The sequence below is a fragment of the Pseudaquabacterium terrae genome (assembly GCF_013266755.1).
In the GTDB taxonomy this organism is placed as follows: Bacteria; Pseudomonadota; Gammaproteobacteria; order Burkholderiales; family Burkholderiaceae_C; genus Pseudaquabacterium; species Pseudaquabacterium terrae.
In genome coordinates, this window is record NZ_JABRWJ010000005.1 from 624,292 (window position 1) to 649,859 (window position 25,568).

24 protein-coding genes are annotated in these 25,568 nt (G+C 69.3%); 9 read left to right on the forward strand and 15 right to left on the reverse strand.

The window, feature by feature from the left end; translation table 11 throughout:
- The first annotated feature begins 8 nt into the window (after positions 1-8).
- The 7 genes from HLB44_RS18830 (at position 9) to HLB44_RS18860 (ending at position 7,628) form a co-directional block, all read left to right on the forward strand.
- Positions 9-1,130 carry a 2-aminoethylphosphonate--pyruvate transaminase gene (locus HLB44_RS18830; RefSeq protein ID WP_173125328.1) on the forward strand — a complete coding sequence of 374 codons (1,122 nt, stop codon included), beginning with the start codon at positions 9-11 and terminating at the stop codon, positions 1,128-1,130.
- Positions 1,131-1,152: 22 nt separating this feature from the next.
- Positions 1,153-2,514: a glutamine synthetase family protein gene (locus HLB44_RS18835; protein WP_173125329.1), complete on the forward strand. Its 1,362-nt coding sequence runs from the start codon at positions 1,153-1,155 to the stop codon at positions 2,512-2,514.
- Positions 2,515-2,601: 87 nt separating this feature from the next.
- Complete coding sequence (locus HLB44_RS18840; RefSeq protein ID WP_173125331.1) at positions 2,602-3,735, forward strand: iron-containing alcohol dehydrogenase; 1,134 nt, start codon at positions 2,602-2,604, stop codon at positions 3,733-3,735.
- A 4-nt stretch (positions 3,736-3,739) separates the two neighbouring features.
- Complete coding sequence (locus HLB44_RS18845) at positions 3,740-4,543, forward strand: gamma-glutamyl-gamma-aminobutyrate hydrolase family protein (protein WP_173125333.1); 804 nt, start codon at positions 3,740-3,742, stop codon at positions 4,541-4,543.
- Positions 4,540-5,919, forward strand: coding sequence for an aldehyde dehydrogenase family protein (locus HLB44_RS18850; RefSeq protein ID WP_173125335.1), 1,380 nt, complete (start codon positions 4,540-4,542; stop codon positions 5,917-5,919). Before HLB44_RS18845 ends, HLB44_RS18850 begins: the two co-directional genes overlap by 4 nt.
- Positions 5,919-6,584: an HAD family hydrolase gene (locus HLB44_RS18855; RefSeq protein WP_246312326.1), complete on the forward strand. Its 666-nt coding sequence runs from the start codon at positions 5,919-5,921 to the stop codon at positions 6,582-6,584. Before HLB44_RS18850 ends, HLB44_RS18855 begins: the two co-directional genes overlap by 1 nt.
- Positions 6,585-6,662: 78 nt before the next feature.
- The gene (locus HLB44_RS18860; RefSeq protein WP_173125337.1) at positions 6,663-7,628 is read left to right on the forward strand and encodes a succinylglutamate desuccinylase/aspartoacylase family protein; all 966 of its coding nucleotides are present in this window, start codon (positions 6,663-6,665) and stop codon (positions 7,626-7,628) included.
- 4 nt (positions 7,629-7,632) lie between these two features.
- Here the strand turns inward: HLB44_RS18860 and HLB44_RS18865 are convergent, their stop codons facing one another.
- The 15 genes from HLB44_RS18865 to HLB44_RS18935 all read right to left on the reverse strand — a co-directional run bounded on the left by HLB44_RS18865 (position 7,633) and on the right by HLB44_RS18935 (position 22,961).
- Complete coding sequence (locus HLB44_RS18865) at positions 7,633-9,645, reverse strand: S9 family peptidase (protein ID WP_217283718.1); 2,013 nt, start codon at positions 9,643-9,645, stop codon at positions 7,633-7,635.
- Between the two features lie 37 nt (positions 9,646-9,682).
- Positions 9,683-10,993, reverse strand: a complete 1,311-nt coding sequence (gene clsB, locus HLB44_RS18870) for a cardiolipin synthase ClsB (protein ID WP_173125339.1) — start codon at positions 10,991-10,993, stop codon at positions 9,683-9,685.
- Between the two features lie 84 nt (positions 10,994-11,077).
- Positions 11,078-12,019 (reverse strand): hypothetical protein, encoded by a 942-nt coding sequence (locus HLB44_RS18875; protein ID WP_173125341.1) that lies wholly within the window; start codon positions 12,017-12,019, stop codon positions 11,078-11,080.
- A 12-nt stretch (positions 12,020-12,031) separates the two neighbouring features.
- Positions 12,032-12,976: a response regulator gene (locus HLB44_RS18880; protein WP_173125343.1), complete on the reverse strand. Its 945-nt coding sequence runs from the start codon at positions 12,974-12,976 to the stop codon at positions 12,032-12,034.
- A 100-nt stretch (positions 12,977-13,076) separates the two neighbouring features.
- On the reverse strand, positions 13,077-13,880 hold the full coding sequence (locus HLB44_RS18885) for an endonuclease/exonuclease/phosphatase family protein (RefSeq protein WP_173125345.1): 804 nt from the start codon (positions 13,878-13,880) through the stop codon (positions 13,077-13,079).
- Between the two features lie 44 nt (positions 13,881-13,924).
- On the reverse strand, positions 13,925-14,392 hold the full coding sequence (gene nudB / locus HLB44_RS18890) for a dihydroneopterin triphosphate diphosphatase (RefSeq protein ID WP_173125347.1): 468 nt from the start codon (positions 14,390-14,392) through the stop codon (positions 13,925-13,927).
- Positions 14,393-15,520, reverse strand: a complete 1,128-nt coding sequence (locus HLB44_RS18895) for a 3-deoxy-7-phosphoheptulonate synthase (protein ID WP_173125349.1) — start codon at positions 15,518-15,520, stop codon at positions 14,393-14,395.
- 27 nt (positions 15,521-15,547) lie between these two features.
- The gene (locus HLB44_RS18900; RefSeq protein WP_173125351.1) at positions 15,548-15,943 is read right to left on the reverse strand and encodes a type II toxin-antitoxin system death-on-curing family toxin; all 396 of its coding nucleotides are present in this window, start codon (positions 15,941-15,943) and stop codon (positions 15,548-15,550) included.
- A 6-nt stretch (positions 15,944-15,949) separates the two neighbouring features.
- Positions 15,950-16,174: an AbrB/MazE/SpoVT family DNA-binding domain-containing protein gene (locus HLB44_RS18905; protein WP_173125353.1), complete on the reverse strand. Its 225-nt coding sequence runs from the start codon at positions 16,172-16,174 to the stop codon at positions 15,950-15,952.
- A gap of 72 nt (positions 16,175-16,246) precedes the next feature.
- Positions 16,247-18,037 (reverse strand): aspartate--tRNA ligase, encoded by a 1,791-nt coding sequence (aspS, locus tag HLB44_RS18910; RefSeq protein ID WP_173125355.1) that lies wholly within the window; start codon positions 18,035-18,037, stop codon positions 16,247-16,249.
- Positions 18,038-18,181: 144 nt separating this feature from the next.
- Positions 18,182-18,850 carry a DUF502 domain-containing protein gene (locus HLB44_RS18915; protein WP_173125357.1) on the reverse strand — a complete coding sequence of 223 codons (669 nt, stop codon included), beginning with the start codon at positions 18,848-18,850 and terminating at the stop codon, positions 18,182-18,184.
- A gap of 39 nt (positions 18,851-18,889) precedes the next feature.
- Complete coding sequence (locus HLB44_RS18920) at positions 18,890-19,234, reverse strand: FmdB family zinc ribbon protein (protein WP_173125359.1); 345 nt, start codon at positions 19,232-19,234, stop codon at positions 18,890-18,892.
- Positions 19,235-19,317: 83 nt separating this feature from the next.
- Positions 19,318-20,781: a high affinity choline transporter 1 gene (locus HLB44_RS18925; RefSeq protein ID WP_173125361.1), complete on the reverse strand. Its 1,464-nt coding sequence runs from the start codon at positions 20,779-20,781 to the stop codon at positions 19,318-19,320.
- A 93-nt stretch (positions 20,782-20,874) separates the two neighbouring features.
- Positions 20,875-22,422 carry a ubiquinone biosynthesis regulatory protein kinase UbiB gene (gene ubiB, locus HLB44_RS18930; RefSeq protein ID WP_173125363.1) on the reverse strand — a complete coding sequence of 516 codons (1,548 nt, stop codon included), beginning with the start codon at positions 22,420-22,422 and terminating at the stop codon, positions 20,875-20,877.
- Positions 22,422-22,961, reverse strand: a complete 540-nt coding sequence (locus HLB44_RS18935) for an SCP2 sterol-binding domain-containing protein (protein WP_173125365.1) — start codon at positions 22,959-22,961, stop codon at positions 22,422-22,424. The genes ubiB and HLB44_RS18935 overlap by 1 nt, the downstream gene beginning before the upstream one ends.
- Before the next feature lie 108 nt (positions 22,962-23,069).
- Between HLB44_RS18935 and galE the strand changes: the two genes are divergently transcribed.
- Both galE and HLB44_RS18945 read left to right on the forward strand, forming a co-directional pair.
- Positions 23,070-24,119 carry a UDP-glucose 4-epimerase GalE gene (galE, locus tag HLB44_RS18940; protein WP_173125367.1) on the forward strand — a complete coding sequence of 350 codons (1,050 nt, stop codon included), beginning with the start codon at positions 23,070-23,072 and terminating at the stop codon, positions 24,117-24,119.
- On the forward strand, positions 24,116-25,564 hold the full coding sequence (locus tag HLB44_RS18945) for a mannose-1-phosphate guanylyltransferase/mannose-6-phosphate isomerase (protein WP_173125369.1): 1,449 nt from the start codon (positions 24,116-24,118) through the stop codon (positions 25,562-25,564). Before galE ends, HLB44_RS18945 begins: the two co-directional genes overlap by 4 nt.
- Positions 25,565-25,568 lie beyond the last annotated feature (4 nt).

Sequence of the window (25,568 nt, forward strand, 5' to 3'; positions counted from 1 at the left end):
GACAAACCATGGACCGCGACCGCATCCTGCTGACCCCCGGCCCGCTGACGACGACCTTGCGCACCAAGCTCGCAATGCTCAAGGACTGGGGCTCGTGGGACAGCGACTTCAACGCCGTGACCGCGCAGCTGCGCCAGCGGCTGCTGGACATCGTGAACGGCCAGGCCACGCACACCGTCGTGCCGCTACAGGGCAGCGGCACCTTCAGCGTCGAGGCGGCGGTGGCCACAATCGTGCCGCGCGATGGCCACGTGCTGGTGCTCGACAACGGCGCCTACTGCAAACGCGCAGCCAAGCTGACGCAGCTGATGGGACGCCGCCTGACGGTGCTGCCCTTCGGCGAACAAGAGCCGGTGTCGCCGGCCGCGCTGGACGACAAGCTGCAGGCCGATACCTCGATCACGCACGTGATCCTGATCCACTGCGAAACCGGCACCGGCGTGCTGAACCCGCTGGCCGAGGTGGCGGCGGTCTGCGAACACCGCGGCAAGGGCCTGATCGTCGACGCGATGTCGAGCTTCGGCGCGCTGCCGATCGATGCGCGCGCGATCAGATTCGATGCACTGATCGCCGCCAGCGGCAAATGCCTCGAAGGCGTGCCCGGCATGGGCTTCGTGATCCTGCGCAAGGCCGTGCTCGAGGGCTGCGCGGGCAACAGCCAGAGCCTGGCGATGGACCTGTTCGATCAGCACCAGTACATGGAGAAGACCGGCCAGTGGCGCTTCACGCCGCCGACGCACGTGGTCGTCGCGCTGGCTGAAAGCGTGCAGCAGTTCATCGAAGAAGGAGGCCAGCCGGCGCGGCTGGCGCGCTACACCGACAACTGCCGCACGCTCATCGAGGGCATGCGCGGGCTCGGCTTCGAACCGTACCTCGAGCCCGGCGTGCAGGCGCCGATCATCGTCACCTTCCACGCGCCGGCCCATCCGGCCTACGATTTCAAGCGCTTCTACGCTGCCACGAAAGCGCGCGGCTTCGTGCTCTATCCTGGCAAGCTGACGCAGATCGAGACCTTCCGCGTCGGCTGCATCGGCGCGATCGGCAGGCACGAGATCCAGCAGGCTGTCAACGCGGTGGCCGATGCGCTGAAGGAATTGGGCATCAGCCACCACGACCACTCGACGAACTGAAAACCACAGGAGATTGAAGCGCATGGTGACCAAGAAGGACCACCCGGCACTCACCGCGATCCGCCAGTCGGGCGCCGGCAAGGTGAAGGTCGCCGTCAGCGACATCGACGGCATCCTGCGCGGCAAGTACCTGCACCGCGAGAAGTTCTTCGGCGCCGCCGATACGGGCTTCGGCTTCTGCGACGTCGTCTTCGGCTGGGACTCGGGCGACCAGTGTTACGACAACACGCAGGTCACCGGCTGGCAGCACGGCTTCCCCGACGCCCAGGCGCGCATCGACCTGTCGACGCTGCGCCAGGTGCCGTGGGACGACAAGGTGCCGTTCTTCCTTGCCGACTTCGTCAATGCCGACGGCACGCCGCACCCGGTGTGCCCGCGCCAGGTGCTCAAGCGCGTGCTGCGCCGCGCCGAGAAGCTGGGGCTCAAGCCGATGGCCGGCATGGAGTTCGAGTGGTTCAACTTCAGCGAGACGCCACAGAGCTGGGCCGCGAAGCAAGGGGTCGGTCCCACGAACCTGACGCCGGGCATGTTCGGATACTCGCTGCTGCGCATGGCCGACAACCGCGGCTTCTTCAATGCGCTGATGGACGAGATGGCCGCCTTCAGCGTGCCGATCGAAGGCCTGCACACGGAAACCGGCCCGGGAGTCTACGAAGTGGCGATCGCCTTCAGCGGCGCGCTCGAAGCGGCCGACCGCGCGATCCTGTTCAAGACCGGCGCCAAGGAGATTGGCAAGCGCTTCGGCATCATGCCCAGCTTCATGGCCAAGTGGAGCGCGAAGTACCCGGGCTGCTCGGGACACATCCACCAGAGCCTGTCGGACGGCAAGAACAACCTGTTCTACGACGCGCGCAACGAGCGCTCGATGAGCCCGCTGTTCGAGAGTTACCTCGCCGGACAGCTGGCCTGCCTGATGGAATTCGCGCCGATGTTCTGGCCGACGATCAACAGCTACAAGCGGCTGGTCGACGGCTTCTGGGCGCCGGTCAAGCCAACCTGGGGGCTGGACAACCGCACCGCGAGCTTCCGCGTCATCGCCGGGTCACCCAAGGCGACGCGGCTGGAGACGCGCTGTCCGGGTGCCGACGTCAATCCGTATCTCGCGATGGCCGCGGTGATTGCCGCCGGCCTGCACGGCGTCGAACAAGGCCTCGCGTTGACGACGCCACCGATCACCGGCACGAACCAGGGCGCGGACGACGTGCCGCGCGCGCCGCGCTCCTTGATCCGCGCGACGCACAACTTCAAGGAATCGGCGATTGCGCGCGACTGGTTCGGCGATACCTTCGTCGATCACTTTGCCGCCACCCGGGAGTGGGAACATCGGCAATGGCAGGACGCGGTCACCGATTGGGAATTGAAGCGCTATTTCGAGATCATCTGACAAACTAGTACCCCCAAACCTGCCGCTTCGCGTCAGGCCCCCCGAGGGGGTCAAGCAAAGTGGCAAAGCCACATTTGCTTGAGAACGATGGACATCACCAAGTTCAATTTCCCCACGCCGATCCACTTCGGCCCCGGCGCGCGCCGCCTCGTCGCCGCGCACCTGCGCGAGCAAGGTCTGGCGCGGCCGCTGATCGTCACCGACCGGGCCCTCGCGCAATTGCCGGTGCTCGCCGAATTCAGCAGCCACCTGGCCGGCTTGCAGGTCGGCCTCTTCGCCGGCGTGCACGGCAACCCGACCTGCGCGCAGGTGATGGAGGGTGCCGTGGCGTACAAGGCGCATGAGGCCGACTGCGTGATCGGCTTCGGTGGCGGCGCCGCGCTCGACGTGGCCAAGGTGGTCGGCATCGCGGCGACGCACGAGGGTGACATCCTCGACTACGTCTGGGACCACCCGCAGGTGCGCCCCATCGTGAACGAGCTGCCGTACTTCGTCGCGCTGCCGACGACCGCCGGCACCGGCAGCGAGGTCGGCCGCTCGGCCGTCGTCTCGGAGAACGACACGCACCACAAGCGCACCGTGTTCAGCCCGAAGATCCTCGCCAAGACAGTCTTCGCCGATCCGGAATTGACGCTCGGCCTGCCGCCGGCGATCACCGCCGCGACCGGCATGGACGCGCTGACGCACAACATCGAGAGTTACCTGTCTCCCGCCTACCACCCGCTGTGCGACGGCATCGCGCTCGAAGGCCTGCGCATCGGCGCGCGCGCGCTGGCCACCGCGGTGCGCGAGCCCGGCAACCTGCCCGCGCGCGCCGACATGCTGATGAGCTCGATGATGGGGGCGATCGCGTTCCAGAAGGATCTCGGCTCGGTGCATGCCTGCGCGCACGCGCTCGGCGCCGTTTGCGACCTGCACCACGGCCTGGCGAACGCGCTGATGATCGACACCGTGCTGGCCTGGAACCACGAAGCAGTGCCGGGCAAGTTCGACGAGATGGCGCACGTGGTCGGGCTGGCCGGTGGCGGTACCGCCTTCGTCGGCTGGCTCAAGAGCCTGAAGCAGCAGATCGGCATCACCGGCGGCCTGGCCGCGTATGGCGTCAAGCCGGAGCAGATCCCGCAGCTGGTGCCGCTGGCGGCAACCGACTTCACCGGCGGAACGAACCCGCGGCCGGCCACCGCGGCCGACTACGAGCGCTTCTTCAAGGCGGCGATGTAGAACGATGGACCCGAACCGCCCGCTGCTGATCGGCGTCTCGGCCCGCATCTATTACCCGGGCACGCCGGGCATCCTGGTCAGCGGCGTCTGGACCAAGACGCTGCACTACCTGGAGCAGTCGGTCGCACACTGGCTGCTGGCCGGCGGCGCGATCCCCGTGATGGTGCCGGCGGTCGACCGCGACAGCCTCGTCAAGCGCTCGGACATCGACCTGCCGCACTACGCGCAGGCGCTCGATGGCCTGGTGCTGCAAGGCGGCAACGACGTCGCGCCCGAGTCCTACGGCGAAACCGCGCTGGCACCTGATTGGAGCGGCGACCGTGTGCGCGACCGCTACGAGATGGCACTGATCCAGGCCTTCGTCGATGCCGGCAAGCCGGTGTTCGGCATCTGCCGCGGGCTGCAGCTGCTGAACGTCAACTTCGGCGGCACGCTGCTGCAGGACATCGCCACGCAACGGCCGCAATCCCAATCGCACCGCGACGGCTCGAAGTACGAACGCCACTTCCACAGCGTCGAATTCGTCCCGGGCTCGGTGCTGGCAGCCCTCTATCCCGACCGACGGGCGACGATCAACAGCATCCACCACCAGGGCATCAAGGACCTGGCGCCCGGCTTCACGGTCGAGGCGCACTGCCCGGAAGACGGCATGATCGAGGCGATCCGCCGCGAAGGCCCGGGTTATGTCGCCGGCGTGCAATGGCACCCCGAATTCCACGATCCCGACGACCCGGCGCATTTCGACGACGGGCCGTTGCTGCGCCACTTTCTCGACGCGGCACGCACCGCACGAGGAGCATCACGATGAGCAAGATCCTTCACATCGCCAACCCGGCGACCGGCCTGCCGATCGCTGAACTTCCGTGCGACGACGCCGCGTCGGTCGCCGCCAAGGCCGCCGCCGCGCTCGCCGCGCAACCGGCCTGGGCCCGCGTGCCGATCGCCGACAAGTTGGGCATGATCCAGCGCTTTCGCGCCGGCATCGTCGCCGAGCTCGAGGCGCTGGCATTGACCTTGACGCAGGAGGTCGGCAAGCCGATCGCGCAATCTCGCAACGAGCTGAACGGCCTGCTGCCGCGGCTCGACTACTTCCTCGAGCAGGCCGAGGGCGCGGTGCGTGACGAGCACGTCTTCGACGGCGGCGGCATGCACGAGCAGATCTCGCACGTGCCGCTCGGCGTCATCGCCAACATCTCGGCCTGGAACTATCCGTACTTCGTCGGCTGCAACGTGCTGGTGCCGGCGCTCCTGACCGGCAACACCGTGCTGTACAAGCCGAGCGAATACGCGACGCTGACCGGCCGCCACATCACGCGCCTGCTGCATGCCGCCGGTGTGCCGGCCGACGTGCTGCAGTGCCTGGTCGGCGCCGGCGAGGTCGGCGCGGCATTGCTCGAGCAGCGCATCGACGGCGTCTTCTTCACCGGCAGCCACGCCACCGGGCAGCGCATCGCCGCCGCGGTGGCCGGCCGGATGATCAAGCTGCAGCTCGAGCTCGGCGGCAAGGACCCGAGCTATGTGCGCGCCGATGCCGATCCGAAAACCGCCGCCGAGAGCCTGGCCGACGGCGCGATGTACAACGCCGGCCAGAGCTGCTGCTCGGTCGAGCGCATCTACGTGCACGAGGCCATTCACGACGCCTTCGTCGAGCAGTTCCTCGCCACCGTCGCCCGCTTCAAGGCGGGCGACCCGCTGGACGACGCCACCTACATCGGCGCGATCACCCGCGCGCCGCAGCTCGACGTGCTCGACGCCCAGGTCGCCGATGCGAAAACCAAGGGCGCGACGCTGCGCTGCGGCGGCCACCGGCTGCCCGGCCCTGGCCAGCACTACGCACCGACCGTGTTCACGGACGTGAACCACACGATGGCGCTGATGCGTGAAGAGAGCTTCGGCCCGCTGATCGGCATCCAGAAGGTCAGCGATGACGACGAGGCGCTGCGGCTGATGAACGACACGCGCTACGGCCTGACGGCCGGCATCTACACGCGCGACGAAACGGCGGCACGCACGCTGCTCGCGCAGGTCAATGCCGGCAGCGTCTACTGGAATTGCTGCGACCGTGTCAGCCCGCGGCTGCCGTGGTCCGGCGTCGGCGATTCGGGCGTCGGGCTGACCTTGTCGAGCTACGGCATCCAGGCCTTCACACGGCCGAAAGCCTGGCATTTGCGCAGCCCCGGTTGATGCTGACGCTGACGCTGTTCGACCTCGACCACACGCTGCTCGAAGGCGACAGCGATGTGCTGTGGTGCGAGTTCCTGATGGACCAGGGCGTACTCGACCGCGCCGAGTTCGGCGCGCGCAACGCGGCGATGGATCACGACTACCGCGCCGGCACGGTCGGCGCGCAGGAATTCTGCGAGTTCTACGTCTCGACGCTCACCGCGCGCACGGTCGACGAATGGCAGCCGCTGCGGCGTGCCTTCCTCGACGGCGTGATCGCGCCGCGCATCAAGCCCGCAGCCCGCGCGCTGGTGCAGCGCCATGCCGAGGCCGGCGAGCTGCTGGTGATGACGACGGCGACCAACCGCTTCATCACCGAGCTGACCGCCGCGCACCTGGGCCTGCCGCACCTGATCGCCACCGAATGCGAACGGATCGGCGCGCGCTTCAGCGGCCGCACCAGCGGCACGCTGAACATGCGCGAAGGCAAGGTGACGCGGCTGAATGACTGGCTCGCCGAGCGGCAGATCCGGCTCGCCGAGTGCAACTCGACGCTGTACAGCGATTCGATCAACGACCTGCCGCTGCTTTTGGCCGTCAGGCATCCGGTGGTCGTCGACCCGGATCCGCGGCTCGCCGCCGAAGCCGCCGAGCGCGGCTGGCCGGTGATCTCGCTGATGGCGTGACATGACGAGCGCCGCACGGCCGTTCCGAAGGCGCTCGCTCCCCCTCGGGGGGACGGCCCGCAGGGCCAAGGGGGTCCGATGAGAGTCGCACCGTTCAAGGCCATCGCCTACGCCAGCGCGCAAGCCGGCCCCCGGCTGATCGTGCTCGGCGCGGTGCACGGCAACGAGACCTGCGGCACGCAGGCGATCGGCCGCGTGATCGAGCAGATCGACAGCGGCCAGCTGCCGCTGGTGCGTGGCGCAGTCACTTTCGTGCCGATCACCAACCCGCTGGCCTACGCCGAGCGCCGCCGCGCAGGCGACCGCAACCTCAACCGCAAGCTCGGCCCGACCGACGCGCCGCGCGAGTTCGAGGACCACGTCGCGAACTGGCTCTGCCCGCTGCTCGCGCAGCACGAGGTGCTGCTGGACCTGCACTCGTTCCAGTCGCCCGGCCTGCCCTTCGTGCTGGTCGGCCCGCCGGACAACGATGGCCCGCTCGAACCGTTCGCCCAGGCTGCGCGCGAGGAAGCGCTGGCGCTGCGGCTCGGCGTGCAGCGCGCGGTCGACGGCTGGCTCGGCACCTATGCCGCCGGCGTCGCGCGGCGGCAGGCGCTGTACTCGGCGCGGCCCGCCGCACCACTCGATCTCGACCCGCGCTACGGCATCGGCACCACCGAATACATGCGCTCGAAAGGCGGCTGCGCGCTGACGCTCGAATGCGGCCAGCACGACGACCCGCAGGCGCCGGCCGTCGGGGTTCAGGCGATCGTCAATACGCTGGCGCACCTGCAGCTGATCGACGCCCCCGATCCGCCGCCGGCAACGCACATCGAAGGCCTGCACCTGAGCGAGGTGGTCGACAAGCTGCACACGGGCGACGTCTTCGTGCGCGCCTGGAAGAGCTTCGACCGCATCACCTCCGGCGAGCCGGTCGCGCAGCGGCACGACGGCACGCCGGTCCTGGCACCCTTCGACGGCTGCATCGTCTTCCCGAACCCCGCCGCCGAGCCCGGCAACGAGTGGTTCTACTTCGCGCAGCCGCATCCGCGGCTGCGCCGCTGATCGCTCAGCGGCCCGGCAGGTGCTGCTGGAAGAAGCGCAGCACGTGACCCCATTGCAGCGCCTGGTTCGCGCGTGTCGACGCACCATGGCCTTCGTCGGCAAAGAGCAGCAGCTCCAGCGGCACGCCGCGGGCGCGCGCCACCTCGTGCATCTGCAGCGCTTCGCCCACCGGCACGCGCGGATCGTTGGCGCCCTGCACGATCATCAGCGGCGCCTTCAGCTGGTGGACCCAGCGGGTCGGCGACAGCTGGATCATCGCCTCGCGGTCGGTGGCCGGGTCGCCGTATTCGGTGACCCGCAACTGGCGCCGGTACGGTGCCGTGTTCTCGATGAAGCTCAGCAGATTGGCGATGCCGACGTTCGACACGCCGGCATCGTAGGCGCCGGCGAAACGCGTCATCGCCATCAAGGCCGCGTAGCCCCCGTAGCTGCCGCCGTAGACGCCGATGCGCGGCGCGACGCCGTTGCGCGTCCACGCGGAGCGCAGATGCAGCGCGGCATCCTCGATGTCGGTGATCACCTGCAGCCGCTTCGCGCCGTTGTCGGCATCGAGCCAGGCCTTACCGTAGCCCGACGAGCCGCGCACGTTGGGCTCGACGATCACGAAGCCGGCCTCGACGAAGAACTGCCAGATCGGCGAGAAGCCCGGCTTCGACTGGCTCTCCGGCCCGCCGTGGAAGTGCACGATCACCGGGCACGGCGGCTCGGCCGCGGCCAGGCAGCGCGCCGGCCGGCGCACGAACATCGGGATCGGCGTGCCGTCGCGCGCCGGGTAGCTCTCGAGCGTCGCCGGCGCGAATTGGCGCGTATCGGCCTCCGGGGTGGACGGCACGGTCCAGCGGGTCAGCGTGCGGTCGCGCCAGTTCCAGACCGCCGTTTCGCGCGGCCGGTCCGGCGGCGCGAGCGCCAGCACCACCTGCTCGCCGTCGGCGCTCGCCGCGGCGACGATCTGGTGATCCAGGCCCGCCGGCCAGGGCAGCGGCAGCGGCTGCAGCGTCGTCGCGTCGAGCACCTGCACGCGCGTGTAGCCGGCCTCGTTGATCGTCAGGTACAGGCGCTTGCGGGCACGGTCGAGCAGCAGGCCCTCGACATCCCAGCGCTCGCCGCCGGGCACCGCCACCGGCGTCAGCGACTGCCCGGCAGCCCATTCGTAGACGCGCAGGAAACCGCTCGACTTCGAGGTGACGACGACGTAGTGGCCGGGCCGCGCGCCGAAGCGCATCACGTAGTCGCTGTATTCGCCCTGGCCGAGCAGCGGCGTCGCGCTGCGCGTGGCTTCGTCGAACAGCGACCATTCGCGGCCGCGCGAGCCGGTGGCCTTCACCAGCAGCAGCCGGCCCGGCTGCACGTCGGCGACACGCCAGAAGCCCTGGCCGTCGAAGAGCCGCTCCGCACGCGCGGCGCCGATGTCGTAGCGATAGACGGCGTACGAATCGCGGCTGACGTCGTTGGACACGTAGTACGCAAAGCGGCTGTCGGCCGAGAAGTGCTGGAACTCGGTCTGCACGCCGGGCCGGTGCTGCACCTCGCGCAGCGGGCCGCCGTCGGCCGCCTGCAGGTAGAAGCCGGGGTTCTCCTCGCCCTGGCGGTCACGCTCCAGCGCGAGCCAGCGGCCGTCGGGCGACACCGCGGCGATCGTGGTGCGGTCTTCGCCGCCGGTCAGCTGCAGCGGAAACCGGTCGGCGCCGTCGAGCCGCCAGACCTGGTCGACACCCGTCACGCGCCAGCTGAAGTACAGGCGCTTGCCGTCCGGCGACAGCACACCGGCGCCGGGCGGGCGCAGGTCGAGCAGGCCCTGGATGCGGCGCGAGATCTCCGGCGGCAAAGGCGGTGGACGAAAGCGCAGCAGGGTCTCGGGCGCCACCGAGGCTGCACCCAGGCCGCGGTAGGCTGGTGCCGACGCCGCGGCCGCGACGGGGGCCGCCGCAGCGCCCGGTTGCGCCGCCACGGTGGCGCACAGCAGCAGGCCGGCGGCGGCGGCCAGCAGGCGCCAGGGCGCGAAACGATGAACGCTCAAGAGCTTTCTCCCGGTGCTGAGTCACCCTGCAGCGCCATCAGTACTTGCCTGACATGCCCGCCAGGCGCAGGAACCAGTAGGCGGTCCAGGCGACGAAGCCGCGCCGCAGCGTGCTCCACCAGCCGGGGCCGACGGGGGGCTGCAGCACCTCGCGCGAGGCCAGCACGGCCGACTCGAAGCGCAGCGCCAGCTCGCCGGTGAAGTGCATGTCGCGGACGATCACATTGGCTTCCAGGTTCAGCAGCAGCGACAGCGGATCGATGTTGCTCGAGCCGACGGTCGCCCAGTCGTCGTCGACCACCGCCACCTTGGCATGCAGGAACGCCGGCATGTACTCGAAGACGCGCACGCCGGCGTCGAGCAGCTCGCCGTACAGCACCTGCGCCGCGAGCGCCGCGAAGCGGTAGTCCGGCTTGCCCTGCAGCAACAGGCGTACCTGCACGCCGCGCGCCGCGGCGCGCTGCAGCGCGCGCCGGAACGGCCGGCCGGGATAGAAGTACGGGCACATGATCTCGACGCGGCGGCGCGCACGCGAGATCGCCTCGATGTAGGCATGCTCGATCGCCCGGCGTTGGCGCAGGTTGTCGCGCACCAGGAAAGCCGCGCGCACCGGCGGCAGCTCGGCCAGCGCCACGGTGTGCGGCGTGCTCGGCGGCAGGATGCGCAGCCGCGAGGCCATGCGCCGGGCGCGCGCCACCGGCTCGGCGCTGCGCGCCAGCGTCAGCAGCTCGTCGCGCCAGTCGGCGCCGAGCGCGGCCCGGCTCCACATCGCGCGGGCCGACTGCTCGATCGATGCCACCAGCGGACCCTGCAGCTCGATTGCGAAGTCCAGCCGCGGCGCCTCGCACAGGCCGTGGTTCAGGTCGTTGCGGTCATCGATCAGGTTGATGCCGCCGACGTAGGCATCGTGACCGTCGACGACGCACAGCTTCTGGTGCAGCCGGCGCAGCTGGCCCGGCTGCAGCAAGCGCCACCAGCGGTCGACCGGGCGGAAGACCACCAGTTGCACGCCGGCCGGGACCAGGCGCTCGCGCAGCGAGGGCAATGTCGCCTTCGAGCCGAAGCCATCGACGACGACGCCGACCCAGACGCCGCGCCGCGCGGCCTCGGCCAAGGCGTTGGCGACGCAGCGGGCCGCGTCGTCGTCGTGGAAGATGTAGGTCGCCAGCCAGACCTGGCGGCGCGCCTGCGCAATCGCCGCGCACATCGCCGGAAACAGCTCGTCACCGCCGGCCAGCAGGCGCACGCGGTTGCCGCCGCTGAGCACCGGGCGCAGCGCCAGCGCCGGCCGCAGCACCTGGGCCGGCGGCAGCGTCGGATAGCGGCGGTGGTGATCGGCGGGAGGCATCGTCGGCTACGGCGCCGCCGGCAACAACCTTCTCGCTGCGGGACGGCGCCAGGGCCGATTCTGGCCCCAGAGCGGCAAGCGCCGTCAGGCCGGCTGTGCGTCGAGCACGGCGTCGGCGCTGGCGGTGTCCTGCTTGGCCTCGGTGAGCACACTGCGCGAGCCGTCCAGGCGCAGGAAGTGCTCCTCGATGAAGTCCTTCTCGACCAGCGTGCGCTGCATCGCGTGCTTCAGGTTGTCGAGCTCGCTGGCATGCAGGTCGCGTTCGGCGGCCACTTCGGCGAGCTTGCGCCGCGCCTCCTTCAGCGCCTCGTTCTCGGCGGCGCCGGCCGGGTTGGCCGCGGCAAGGCGCTCGACGTCGGCCGTGAGCGCATCGGCCTTCAGCTCAGCCACGCGCACGCGTTCCTTCGCGCGCTCGAGGATCTGCTGGTGCTTCGCGACCTCGCCGCGCAGCGCCTCGACCGTGTGGCCCTGCGCCTCGGCCGCCTTGTTGGCGGCGCGCAGGTCGAGGATGATGCGGTGCGCCTCGTGCAGCCGGCGCCGCATCGCCTCGGACTCGGTGAGCAGCTTGTCGCGCTGCGCCATCACGCTCTCGAGGTCGCCCTTGTGCTTGCGCTGCCACTCGGCGAGCTTGCTCGGGTCGATGGCCGACAGGCTCTCCATCATCTTCCTGATGTCGACGAGGGCGCGCTCGGTGCCCTCGCTGCCCGGCGCCGCGGACATCTCTTCCATCATCTGGTTGAGCTTGTCGAGCAGCTCGACACCGGCAACCGGCGTCGGCAACACGGACGAGTTGCCACCGCCGCCACCGCCTGAACCGCTGAAGCCGCCGCGCAGCGCGTCGACGATCCTGTAGCCGGCATCACGCACCACACGCGCCGAATCGTTGAGCTCGCGCGAGGCGCCGACCATCATCTCGCGCGTCTGCTCGGTCTGGCCGAGGATGCGCACGAGCATGTAGACCAGCAGGATCAGGATGATCGCGTTGCTGACGAAGACGACCGCAACGGCGAGGTTGACGAGGTCCATGGGCTGAAGGTGCTACAGCGCGATGAAGGTCATGCGGCCTTCGCCGAGGCCGGGAATGGCGAGCTGGTAGTCGCAGCGTTCGCCGCCGCGCTCGAGCAGCTCGACCAGCTTCGGGAACGCCGCCGGCACGGCCATCGAGCGCGCCAGCGTGCAGCCCTCGGGCGCGTTGTCGACCTGCAGCATCATCCCGGCGGCGCGCAGGAAGGTCGTCGCCTGCGCGACCATCGCGTCATGCGGCTCGCCGGCCAGCTGCGCGGCGGTGATGTCCGCCACGGGCAGACGCAACGCGCCGCCGCCGACCAGGCACACGGCGCTGAGGTCGAGCACGCCGACTGCGGCGGCCGGCTTGCCGGGCGCCGAATACAGGCCCAGCAGGTTGTTCGGTCCGAGTGCGCCGGGCTCCATCGCGGCATGCAGCTTCAGGCTGAAGTCCTGCCCGCCGAGCGTGTGCTCGATCAGGCCCTGGGCGTGGTCGATGCGCAGCGGCCGCTCCGGCAGCGCGGCAGCCGGCGCTGCAGCGGGTGCGGCACGCGGCGTGACATTCGCGGCCGCGGGCGCCGCCGGCGCCTTGTACGGCACCGCCGCGCGAATGTGGTCGATCAGCTCGTTGTCACGAAACGGCTTGTTGACGATGAAGGCAGCGCCATTGGTGCGCGCCTGCTCGAGCATCGCCGGCCGCGACTCGGTGGTCACGAAGCCGATCTTGACGTTGGTCTGGCCGAGCTGGCGCAGCGTCTGCAGCAGCTCGAGGCCGGAAACGCGCGGCATGTGCCAGTCGGTGATCATCAGCTGCGGCGTGAAGCTGGGCAGCAGGCTCAATGCTTCCTCGCCGTCGGCGGCACGCTTGACCTCGACTTCGGGATAGCCGCACTGTTCGATCAGACGCGCGACGATGGCCCGGATCGCTCGACTGTCGTCGACGACCATGAATCGATACGGCGTGCGGGTGGGGTTCAAGGCGGGGCTCCCTCTGACGCGGGATGTGAGCATCCCGGTTGGGCACCAGGCTGCATGACAGCCCGGCATGCTGGCGTTATCGACCCGCTGTAGGGAAACTTCAATCCGGCGCCAGCTCGACCACCAGCGGCAGGTGGTCCGACATGCGCGCCCAGGCGGCACCACGCGGCACATGCGTCGAGACGCAGCGGAAACCGCGCGTGTAGATGCGGTCGAGCGTGAACAAGGGCACACGCGACGGGAAGGTGCGTGCAGGAACCCCGGTTCTCGCGCGGTGCAGGCCGCGCTCGTGCATCGGCGCATCGAGCCGCTCGCCCCAGTCGTTGAAGTCGCCGGCCACCAGCACGTGGGCTTCGCCCGGCACCTGCGCCGCGAGGTACTGCGCGAGCCGGTCGACCTGGCGCACGCGGCTCGAGTGGATCAGGCCGAAGTGGGCCACGATCACGTGCACCTCGATGCCCTGCCACAGCACCGGCACATGCAGCAGGCCACGCTGCTCGAAGCGGTGATCGCTCACATCGTGGTGGTAGACGTCGCCCAGCGGCCAGCGCGCGAGCAGCGCGTTGCCGTGCTCGCCGTGCTTGGTGGTGGCATTGGTGCGGTAGGCGACGTCGTAACCCTCGGGCGCCAGGAAGTCGGCTTGGCCGCCCTCGGGCCAACCGAGCAACGTGCGTTCGAAGTGCAGCGCCTCGCGCTGGTGAAACAGGCGCACTTCCTGCAGGCAGACCAGGTCCGCATCGAGCGCTTCGATGCCGAGCCCGAGGTTGTGGATCTCGAGCCGCTTGCCCACGCCCAGGCCGCGCACACCCTTGTGGATGTTGTAGGTCGCCACACGCAGCGTGTTGGCCGTGAACTGGGTGCTCGGCGGCGCAAAGCGCGAAGAGCTGAAGTGCCGGGCTCTCATCGGGTCTCTCAGGGCAATCTGCGGGCCGGGGCTTCTGTCGCCGCTCAGCGCATCACGAAGCGGGGCAGCTGCAGTATCGCCTCGGCGTTGGACGGCGAGAAGCAGCGATCGGCCGCTTCGCGCCATGGCAGCCAGGCGTGCTGCAAATGCTCGCGCGGATTGAGCTGCACGGGCCGCGGCGCCGGCAGCGTCAGACCGAACACGTGCTCGGTGTTGTGGGTCACGCCCGGGGCGTAGCGGTGGCGCCATACCGGGTAGATTTCGTAGAGGTTCGCAAGTTGCCAGTCCTGCAGCGCGGCGAGCGGTAATTCTGCTGAGCCGATCGCCAGACCGGTCTCCTCGGCCACTTCGCGCACGCAGGTCTCGATCAGCGGCTCGTCGGCGCGGTCCTTCGAGCCGGTGACGCTTTGCCAGAAGCCCGGCTGGTCGGCGCGCTCGATCAGCAGCACCTCGAGCGCCGGCGTGTGGATCACGACCAACACGCTCTCCGGAATCTTCGGAGGCCGGCTCATTCAACCGCCGCGGCGCTTGCGCACCGCCTGCGCAAGACCGCGCAGCACCGGCACCGTGTCGTCCCAGCTGATGCACGCGTCGGTGATGGAGACGCCCGGCTGCAGCGCAACGCCCGGCTTCAAATCCTGTCGGCCCTCGCTCAAATGGCTCTCGACCATCACGCCCATGATGCGGCGCTCGCCGGCGGCCAGCTGCGCGGCGATGTCCTGCGCGACGCCGATCTGGCGCCGGTGCTGCTTGGCCGAGTTGGCGTGCGAGCAGTCGATCATCACCTGCTCGCGCAGGTTCGCTCGGCGCAATACCGCGCAGGTGGCCTCGACGTCGGCGGCAGCGTAGTTCGGCTGCTTGCCGCCGCGCAGGATGACGTGGCCGTCCGGGTTGCCGCGGGTCTCGAAGATCGCCGCGACGCCCATCTTCGTCATGCCCATGAACGAGTGCGGCGCGGCGGACGCCAGCACCGCGTCGGCAGCGACCTGCACGCTGCCGTCGGTGCCGTTCTTGAAGCCGACCGGGCACGACAGGCCCGACGCCAGCTGGCGATGGCTCTGGCTCTCGGTGGTGCGCGCGCCGATCGCACCCCAGGCGATCAGGTCGGCCTGGTACTGCGGCGTCAGCAGGTCGAGAAACTCGGTGCCGGCGGGCAGGCCGAGCGCGGAGATCTCCAGCAGCAGCGCGCGTGCGCGGCGCAGGCCCTCGTTGATGCGGAAGCTGCCGTCGAGCCGCGGATCGTTGATGTAGCCCTTCCAGCCGACCGTCGTGCGCGGCTTCTCGAAGTACACGCGCATCACGACGATCAGGTCTTCCGCGAGCTCGTCGGCCAGCGGCTTCAGCAGCCGGGCGTATTCCAGCGCCTGCTCGTGATCGTGGATCGAGCACGGGCCGACGACCACGACGAGCCGGTCGTCGCGGCCATGCAGCACCTGGCCGATCGCCTCGCGCGTGTGCTCGACCAGTGCCTCGATCGGCGGCGTCACCGGCAGCTCCTCCAGCAGCACCGCCGGCGACACCAGCGCGCGCACCGCGGCGATGCGCACGTCGTCGATGCGCGTGGTGTCCAGCGTTTCGTCGCTGCCGTCGGCGCGGACGCCGGCTTCGTGGTCGTGGCGGAAGTCGTCGAGGGCGGGCATGGGGGCACTCCGAGCGAGAAAAGGGGATCAGCGCGCGGCGATGCGCTCGCGCAGCCAGGCGGCGAAGGTGAGTTCGTCGGTGTCGCCGGCGGCGAGACCCAGCATGACCAGCACGCAGTCGGCATCGCTGGCGTCGAGCTGAAAGCCGTTCAGGCGCAAGAACAACTCGACGGCGACGAAAGCGCTGCGCTTGTTGCCGTCGACGAACGGATGGTTGCGCGCCAGGCCGAACCCATAAGCGGCAGCGAGGGCAGCCGCATCCGGCTCGCCGTAGTGCGCCAGGTTGCGCGGACGGCCAAGCGCCGACTCCAGCATGCCGTGATCGCGGATTCCGGCGGCGCCGCCGTGCTCGGCCAATTGTTCTTCGTGCACGGCAAGGATCACCGCCGGGTCGATCCAGACCCAGTCCTGGTTGGCGGCCATGGCCGCTTACTTGGCCAGTTCGCGCAGCACCGCGCGGCGCGCCTTCATGATGCCGCGCGCGGCCTGCATCTGGTCCTCGAACACCGGGTCGTGCGGCGTGATGCGCATGCCATCCGGGCTCTCGGTCAGGTACAGCGTGTCGCCCTTCTCGAGCTTCAGCTTGGCCAGCACTTCCTTGGGCAGGATGACGCCGACCGAATTGCCGATCTGGGTGAGCTTGAGGGCGTGCATGGCGGACTCCGAAAGACGTTATAACGAATGTTATACGCCTCTCGGAGCCGCCGCAAGCGGCCCCCGCGCCGTTCAGGCCGCCGGCGTCGGGTTGCGCAGGCGGATGTGCAGCTCGCGCAGCTGCTTCTCGTCGACCGCGCTCGGCGCCATCGTCAGCAGGCATTGCGCGCGTTGCGTCTTCGGGAAGGCGATGACGTCGCGGATCGACTCGGCGCCGGCCATCAGCGTCGCGATGCGGTCCAGGCCGAAGGCCAGGCCGCCGTGCGGCGGTGCGCCGTACTGCAGCGCGTCGAGCAGGAAGCCGAACTTCAGCTGTTGCTCGTCGGGACCGATCTTCAGCGCTTCGAAGACCTTGGCCTGGACGTCGGCGCGGTGGATACGCACCGAGCCGCCGCCGATCTCCCAGCCGTTGAGCACCATGTCGTACGCCTTGGCGACGCACTTTCCCGGATCGGTCGTCATCAGATCCTCATGGCCGTCCTTGGGTGCCGTGAACGGGTGGTGCACGGCAACCCAGCGATCGGCTTCCTCGTCGTGCTCGAACATCGGGAAGTCGACGACCCACAGCGGCGCCCACTTGTCCTCGAACAGATCGTGCGTGCGTCCGAATTCGCTGTGGCCGACCTTCACGCGCAGCGCGCCCAGCGCGTCGTTGACGACCTTCTCCCGGTCGGCGCCGAAGAAGATCAGGTCGCCGTTGCGCGCGCCGGTGCGGGCGATGATCTCGGCGATCGCCGCGTCGTGCAGGTTCTTGACGATCGGCGACTGCAGGCCTTCGCGGCCCTTGCCGGCGTCGTTGACCTTGACCCACGCCAGGCCCTTGGCACCGTAGATCTTGACGAACTCGGTGTAGGCATCGATCTCGCCGCGGCTCATCTCGCCGCCGCCCGGCACGCGCAACGCGGCCACGCGGCCGCCCGGTGTCGTGGCCGGCGTCGAGAAGACCTTGAAGTCGACATCCTTCATCACGTCGGTCAGCTCAGTGAACTGAAGCTTGACGCGCAGATCCGGCTTGTCCGAACCGTAACGATGCATCGCCTCGGTGTAGCTCAGCTGCGCGTAGACCGGCAGCTCGATGCCCATCACCTTGCGGAACACCGTGCGGATCATCGCCTCGGTGATCGCGCGGATCTCCTCCTCGGCGAGGAACGAGGTCTCGATATCGATCTGCGTGAACTCGGGCTGGCGGTCGGCGCGCAAGTCTTCGTCGCGGAAGCACTTGGTGATCTGGTAATAACGGTCGAAGCCAGCGACCATCAGCAGCTGCTTGAACAGCTGCGGCGACTGCGGCAGCGCGAAGAACATGCCGTCGTGCACGCGGCTGGGCACCAGGTAGTCGCGCGCGCCCTCGGGCGTGCTCTTGGTCAGCATCGGCGTCTCGATGTCGATGAAGCCCTGCTCGTCGAGGAACTTGCGCACCTCGATCGCCACCTTGTAGCGCAGCATCATGTTCTTCTGCATCGCCGGGCGGCGCAGGTCGAGCACGCGGTGCGTCAGGCGCACGGTCTCCGACAGGTTCTCGTCGTCGAGCTGGAACGGCGGCGTCACGCTGGCGTTCAGCACCTCGAGCTCGAGCGCCAGCACTTCGATCTTGCCGCTGACGAGGTTGCTGTTCTCGGTGCCGGCCGGCCGCGCGCGCACCTTGCCCACCACCTTCAGGCAGAACTCGTTGCGCACGTCCTCGGCGGTCTTGAACATCTCCGGGCGGTCCGGATCGCAGACGATCTGCACCAGGCCTTCACGGTCGCGCAGGTCGATGAAGATCACGCCGCCATGGTCGCGTCGGCGATGCGCCCAGCCCATCAGCGTGACAGTCTGGCCCATCAGCGCTTCGCTGACCAGGCCGCAGTAGGTGGTTCTCATTGAAGGGACTCCTTGAATTTCTTCGGGTCGGAAACGAAAGACGCGGCGGCTGAATGCGCGGCCGGCGCCTGTCGATGCAAATGCGGGGATGCTGTGGCGGGCGGGGCCGGTGAGGACCCTCCGGGCTGAACGCCTGCCGGGCGTTCAACCCATGCGGTTGGGGTCAGCCTCCCCCAGCCGCACGGCCGGGGGCGCGGGCGGCGGCGGCGCCACCACACCCATCGAGATGATGTACTTCAGCGCCTCGTCGACGCTCATGTGCAGCGGGCGCACGGCGGAACGCGGCATGATCAGGAAGAAGCCCGAGGTCGGGTTCGGCGTCGTCGGCACGTACAGGCTGACGTGGTCGCCGGCCAGATGCGCGGCGACCTCGCCGCTCGGCCGCCCGGTGACGAAGGCGATCGTCCACGAGCCCTGGTGCGGGTACTGCACCAGCACCGCTTCGCGGAAGGCGTTGCCGTCGCTCGAGAACAGCGTGTCCGAGACCTGCTTGACCGAGCTGTAGATCGACTTGACGATCGGGATGCGGCCGAGCAAGCGGTCGCCCTGGCGCAGCCACCACTGGCCGAACATGTTGGTGGCGAAGACGCCGGTGCCCAGCAGCAGCGCGACCATCACGAACACGCCGAGGAACGGGATGCCGCGCAGGCTTTCGAGCCCGTCGGAGACGACGCCCGCCGGCACCGCCTTCTGCAGGCCCGACAGCAGCCACAGGAACATGCCGTCCATCGCGCCGTACAGCCACAGCAGCACCCACAGGGTGATGGCCAGTGGCAGCCAGACCAGCAGGCCGGCAATCAGGTATTTCTTCAAGGGCGCTTTCGGAGGCTCGGGCGAGGTCGAGAAGCCGCCTCAGTGGCAGGCGCAGGAGCCGCCGCAGGCCGTGCCACTGCCCGTGGCAGCAGCCGGTGCAGGCGCAGATGCAGGCGACGCAGCGGGCGCTGCGGCCGGTGCCGACGTGTCGCCGGCAGCCGGCTTGGCGGCCTCGGGCGCCGCCGGCGCCGGGGCGGCCGCGCCGCCCTTGAAATCGGTGGCGTACCAGCCGGAGCCCTTCAGCTGGAAGCCCGCGGCGGTGACCTGCTTGCTGAACGCCTCGGCCCCGCAGGCCGGGCAGGTGCTGAGCACGGGGTCGCTGAGCTTCTGCAGCACGTCTTTCGCGTGGCCACATTCAGCGCAGCGGTAGGCGTAGATCGGCATGGCTAAACCCTTGATGCAAAACAGAAAATTATACGGGCGCCGGCTGTCTTGACGCCGGCGCTCCGGGATATGGGGGTGAAGCCTTACGCGTTCAAGCCCGCGATGGGGTGCTGCATCTCGTGCCGGTTCTGCAGGAACTGCGGCATCAGCGAGCCCGCCACCATGCCCACCAGCGCGGCGATCAACCCGGCCAACTGGCCCGGGAAGGCCTCGCCCAGCGTGCTGATCTGCGGGAAGAACAGGATCCACACGCCGATGCCGGCAGCGACCGAGAAGATCGCACCCTGGGTCGTCGCGCGCTTCCAGTACACGCCCATCGCCAGCGGCACGAAGGCCCCGACCAGTGTCACCTGGTAGGCCGAGGACACCAGGTCGTAGATCGGCGTGCCCTTCATCGCGATCGCATAGGCCAGCACCAGCGCGGCGAAGATCACGATGCTCCAGCGCATCGCCAGCAGCTGCTGGCGGTCGTTCATGTGCGGGCGCAGGTTCTTCAGGATGTTCTCGACGAAGCTGGTCGACGGTGCCAGCAGCGTCGCCGACGAGGTGCTCTTGATCGCCGACAGCAGCGCGCCGAAGAACAGGATCTGCATGAACAGCGGCATCTTGGTCAGCACGAAGGTCGGCAGCAGGCGCTGGTAGTCGTCCTTGGCCAGCTCCATCGCCTGCTGGCCCATCACGACGACCGCGCAGGCGACGACGAACATCGGCACGAACGCGAACAGGATGTAGCTGACGCCGCCGATCACTGCGCCCGAGCGCGCGGTCGGCGCGTCCTTGGCCGACATCACGCGCTGGAACACGTCCTGCTGCGGGATGCTGCCCAGCATCATCGTCAGGCCCGCGGCGATGAAGAAGGCGATGTCCTTGAAGCTCGGCTCGGGGAAGAAGTTCCACAGCTCCTTCTGCGTCGCCATCGCGAACACCTTGTCGGCGCCACCGGCCAGGTCGCTGGCGAAGATCGCGATCACCGTCAGGCCGATCACCAGCACGATCATCTGGATGAAGTCGGTCCAGGCCACCGCGAGGAAGCCGCCGACGACAACGTAGATCAGCACCGCCAGCGTGCCGACGATCATGCCGGTGGTCTCCGACATCGCGCCGTCCGTCAGCACCGAGAAGACCAGGCCGAGCGCGGTGATCTGCGCCGCGACCCAGCCGAGGTAGCTGAGGATGATCGCCGTCGAGCAGAACACCTCGATGCCCTTGCCGAAGCGCTGGCGGTAGAAGTCGCCGATCGTCAGCAGGTTCTGCCGGTAGAGCTTCATCGCGAAGAACAGGCCCACCAGGATCAGGCAGGTGCCGGCGCCGAACGGGTCCTCGACGATCGAGCCGAGGCCGCCCTGCACGAACTTGGCCGGGATGCCCATCACCGTCTCGGCGCCGAACCAGGTCGCGAAGGTCGTCGTGACGACCATGATCAACGGCAGCCGGCGCCCGGCGATCGCGAAATCTGCCGTGTTCTTGATGCGCGTGCCGGCCCACACGCCGAGGGCCAGGGTGCCCAGCAGGTAGAGCACGACGAAGACGATCAGGATGGTGTTCATGCGATGGTCGGGGCAGCGACGACAGGGAGCGGCCAAGCAAGCGCCAAGCCGCGCCGCGCATTATCTACACGCGCGCGTCAGGGCCAAGTCGGTTCAATACGGCCAGTACAGATAGAGCTGCAGCCCGATCGCGCCGGCCAGCAGCGCCGCGCCGCCGAGCAGCGCGGAGCGCATCAGCCGGTTGCTGCGCCGCATCTCGGCCAACAGCGCGAGCTGCGCCGGATCGGGCCCCTGCTGGCGCAGCAGCGCCTGGTGGATCAGCCGCGGCAGCTCGGGCAGCAGCTGCGCATAACGCGGCGCCTCGTTCTTCAGGCGGTCGGTCAGGCCGGCCCAGCCGACCTGCTGATTCATCCACTGTTCGAGGAACGGCTTGGCGGTGTTCCACAGGTCGAGCTCCGGATCGAGCTGGCGGCCGAGGCCCTCGATGTTCAGCAGCGTCTTCTGCAACAGCACCAGCTGCGGCTGGATCTCGACATTGAAGCGGCGCGAGGTCTGGAACAGCCGCATCAGTACCGCGCCGAGCGAGATGTCCTTCAGCGGCCGGTCGAAGTGCGGCTCGCAGACGGCGCGGATCGCGCTTTCCAGCGCATCGACCCGCGTGCCCGGCGGCACCCAGCCGCTTTCGATGTGCAGCTCGGCGACACGCTTGTAGTCGCGCCGGAAGAAGGCCAGGAAGTTCTGCGCCAGGTAGTCCTTGTCCCACTCGGTGAGCGTGCCGATGATGCCGAAGTCGAGCGCGATGTAGCGGCCGAAGGTCTGCGGCGCGATGCTGACCTGGATGTTGCCGGGGTGCATGTCGGCGTGGAAGAAGCCGTCGCGGAAGACCTGCGTGAAGAAGATCGTCACGCCGTCGCGCGCCAGCTTCTTGATGTCGACACCGGCTTCGCGCAGCCGCGGCACCTGGCTGATCGGCACGCCGTTCATGCGCTCCATGACGATCACCGCCGGCGTGCACAGGTCCCACACCATCTCGGGCACCATCACCAGGCCGAGGCTTTCCATGTTGCGCCGCAGCTGCGCGGCGTTGGCGGCCTCGCGCACCAGGTCGAGCTCGTCGTGCAGGTAGGTGTCGAACTCGGCAACGACCTCGCGCGGCTTCAGCCGCTTGGCATCGGTCCAGACGCGCTCGACCAGCCGGGCCAGCGTGTGCATCAGTTGCAGGTCGTGCTCGATGACCTGCAGCATGCCGGGGCGCAGCACCTTGACAGCCACCTCCCGGCCGTCGAGCAGCACGCCGAAGTGCACCTGCGCGATCGACGCGCTGGCCACCGGCTCCGGGTCGAACGCCTTGAAGATCTGATCGATGCGCCGACCGAACGCCCGCTCGATCATCGCCACCGCCTGCACGCCCGGAAACGGCGGCACGCGATCCTGCAACCGGGCGAGCTCGTCGGCGACGTCCAGCGGCAGCAGGTCGCGCCGCGTCGACAGCACCTGGCCGAACTTGACGAAGATCGGTCCGAGCTTCTCGAGCGCACGCCGCAGCCGCTCGCCGCGCGGCGCCTGCAGCCGGCGGCCGATCGTCGCCACGTAGACCATCGCGCGCACCCAACGCTGCCGGAAGCCCGACAGCGCGACCTCATCCAGGCCGAAGCGCAGGACGGTGAACGCGATGTAGACGAGCCGGAAGAAGTGACCCATCAAGGACGCGTACCGGGCCCGTCAGCGGCGCGCGCGGCGGGCGACGCGGCCTGCACCGCGGCGCGCAAGCCACGCGCCAGCAGCGAGCCCAGCCGCGCAACTTCATGCGCGACCACCGGCCCGAACAGCCGCTCCAGGTCGGCGGCGATGTCCCAGCGCAGGTTCTTGCTGAGCCAGTCGATGTCGGCGGCGAATTGCGCATCACCGTCGATGGCCAGCGCCGGCGTCTCGCCGGCCAGCGCCTTCAGCGCCAGGGCGGCGGGGTTCGACGCGTCGACGCGCACGACCAGGTCGGCATCGGCGGGCACGTCGTCGCCGGCACACCACTCGACCAACGCCGCCGGCGTGATGCGAAAGACCAGCCGCGGCGGCGCCGGCAGCAGGCGCGGCCAGCCCTCGAGCTCGAGGCGCAGCACGCGGCCGGCATGCGGTGTGAGCCGCTCCGTCGCCGCCGGCTCGCTCGACAGCACGTGGTTGACGACCAGCACCAGGCGCTCCATCAGCGCCGGTGCCAGCAGGGCCTGCAGGGCTTGAAACATCGCCGCATTGTAGGCAGCGGCGATGGCTGAACGCCTGCGTGTCCGGCCGCCTGCCGACCCCCATGCGTGCAGGACAATGAGTGCCTCCGCGCGCTTCAGACCGTCCCGATGCCCACCATCCTGCTGACCGGCGCCACCGGCTACATCGCCTCGCACACCTGGCTCGCACTGCAGGACGCGGGCTTCAAGGTCGTCGGCGTCGATGACTTCTCGAACAGCTCGCCGCTGGTGCTCGACCGGCTGCGCGAGCTGGGTCCGCAGGCGCCCGAGTTCGAGCGCGCCGACGTCGGCGACGCGGCGGCGATGCAGGCGCTCTTCACGCGGCGGCACATCGATGCCGTGGTGCACTTCGCGGCGCACAAGGCGGTCGGCGAATCGGTGCAGCGGCCGCTCGACTACTACGCGAACAACCTCGGCGGGCTGATCACGATCTGCCGCGCGATGCAGGCCGCCGGCTGCCGGCGCCTGGTCTTCAGCTCCAGCGCGACCGTCTACGGCGACCCCGAGCGGCTGCCGATCACCGAGGATTCGCCGCTGTCGGCGACCAACCCGTACGGCCAGACCAAGCTGATCGGCGAGCAGATCCTGAAGGACCTGGTCGCCGCGGACGCCCGAGCGAACGGGGACGGGGCCATCGGCCCCGCGTGGCAGACCGCCTGCCTGCGCTACTTCAACCCGGTCGGCGCGCACGAGAGCGGCCGCATCGGCGAGGACCCCGGCGGCACGCCGAACAACCTGATGCCCTACGTCGCGCAGGTGGCGATCGGCCGCCGGCCGCAGCTGTCGGTGTTCGGCGACGACTACCCGACGCCCGACGGCACCGGCGTGCGCGACTACATCCACGTCGTCGATCTGGCCGAGGGCCATGTCGCCGCGCTGCGCCGGCTGTTCGACGCGCCGGGCTCGTTCACCGTCAACCTCGGCACGGGCCGCGGCCACAGCGTGCTGGAGCTGGTGCGCGCCTATGCCGAGGCCAGCGGTCGCCCGGTGCCCTACCAGGTCGTGCCGCGGCGTCCCGGCGATGTCGCTGCGTGTTATGCCGATCCGTCGCTCGCCGCGAGCCTGCTAGGCTGGCGGGCGCAACACGACCTGGCCCGCATGTGCAGCGACAGCTGGCGCTGGCAGTCCCTCAACCCCGAAGGTTTCAAGAATCCATGAGCGTCGTAGACGTCCAACCCGTGATCATGGCCGGCGGCTCCGGCACCCGGCTGTGGCCGCTGTCGCGCTCCGGCTACCCGAAGCAGTTCCTCGTGCTGTCGGGCAACTCCAGCCTGTTCCAGCAGGCCGCGTCGCGGCTGCAGCGGCTGGCCGCAGGCGAGATCACGGTCGCTGCGCCGCTGGTCGTCGGCAACGAGGAGCATCGCTTCCTGGTGCTCGACCAATTGCGCGAGCTGAAGGCCGAGCCGGCCGCGCTGCTGCTCGAGCCGATGGGCCGCAACACCGCGCCGGCCCTGACGCTGGCCGCGCTGCAGGCCTGCGCCGGCGGCGCCGACCCGGTGCTGGTGGTCACGCCGGCGGACCAGACGATCGGCGACGAGGCCGCTTTCGGCGCCGCGCTGCAGCGGGCAGTGAGCCTGGCCGCCGGCGGCGCGATCGCGATCCTCGGCGTGACGCCCGAGCGGCCCGAAACCGGCTACGGCTACATCCGCGTCGCCGGCGCGGCGGCGAACGGCGAGGCGCCGCGCGTCGCGCGCTTCGTCGAGAAGCCGGACCAGGCCACCGCCGAGGGCTACCTCGCCGACGGTGGCTACTTCTGGAACGCCGGCATGTTCGTGCTGAAGGCCTCGGTGTGGCTGGCCGCGCTCGAGAGCTTCCGTCCCGACATCGCCGCCGCCACCCGCGCCGCGTTCGATGCCCGCACCACCGATGCGCGCTTCGTTCGCCCCGATGCCAAGCGCTTCGCCACGGTGCCGAGCGAGTCGGTCGACTACGCGGTGATGGAGAAGTGCCCCGGCAGCGCGTTCGACATCCGCATGGTCGAGCTGAATGCCGGCTGGAACGACCTCGGCGCGTGGGAAGCGGTGTGGCAGGTGCTGCCGAAGGACGGCCAGGGCAATGCGAGCGTCGGCGACGCGATCATCAAGGACTCGCGCAATACGCTGGTGCATGCGACGAGCCGGCTGGTCAGCGCCGTCGGGCTGACCGACATCGTCGTCGTCGAGACCGCCGACGCGGTGCTGGTGGCCGACCGCGAGCGCAGCCAGGAGGTCAAGCAGATCGTCGCGCAGCTCGGCGCCGAGCAGCGCGGCGAACACGCGCTGCACCGCAAGGTGCACCGGCCCTGGGGCTGGTACGACTCGATCGACGCCGGCCCGCGCTTCCAGGTCAAGCGCATCCTCGTCAAGCCGGGCGCGTCCTTGAGCCTGCAGAAGCACCACCATCGCGCCGAGCACTGGATCGTCGTCTCCGGCACCGCCGAGGTCACCAACGGCGACAAGGTGGTGCTGCTGACCGAGAACCAGAGCACCTACATCCCGCTCGGCCAGGTGCACCGCCTCGCGAACCCCGGCAAGGTGCCGCTCGAGATCATCGAGGTGCAGTCGGGTAGCTACCTGGGCGAAGACGACATCGTGCGCTTCGAGGACACCTACGGCCGCAGCTGACCCC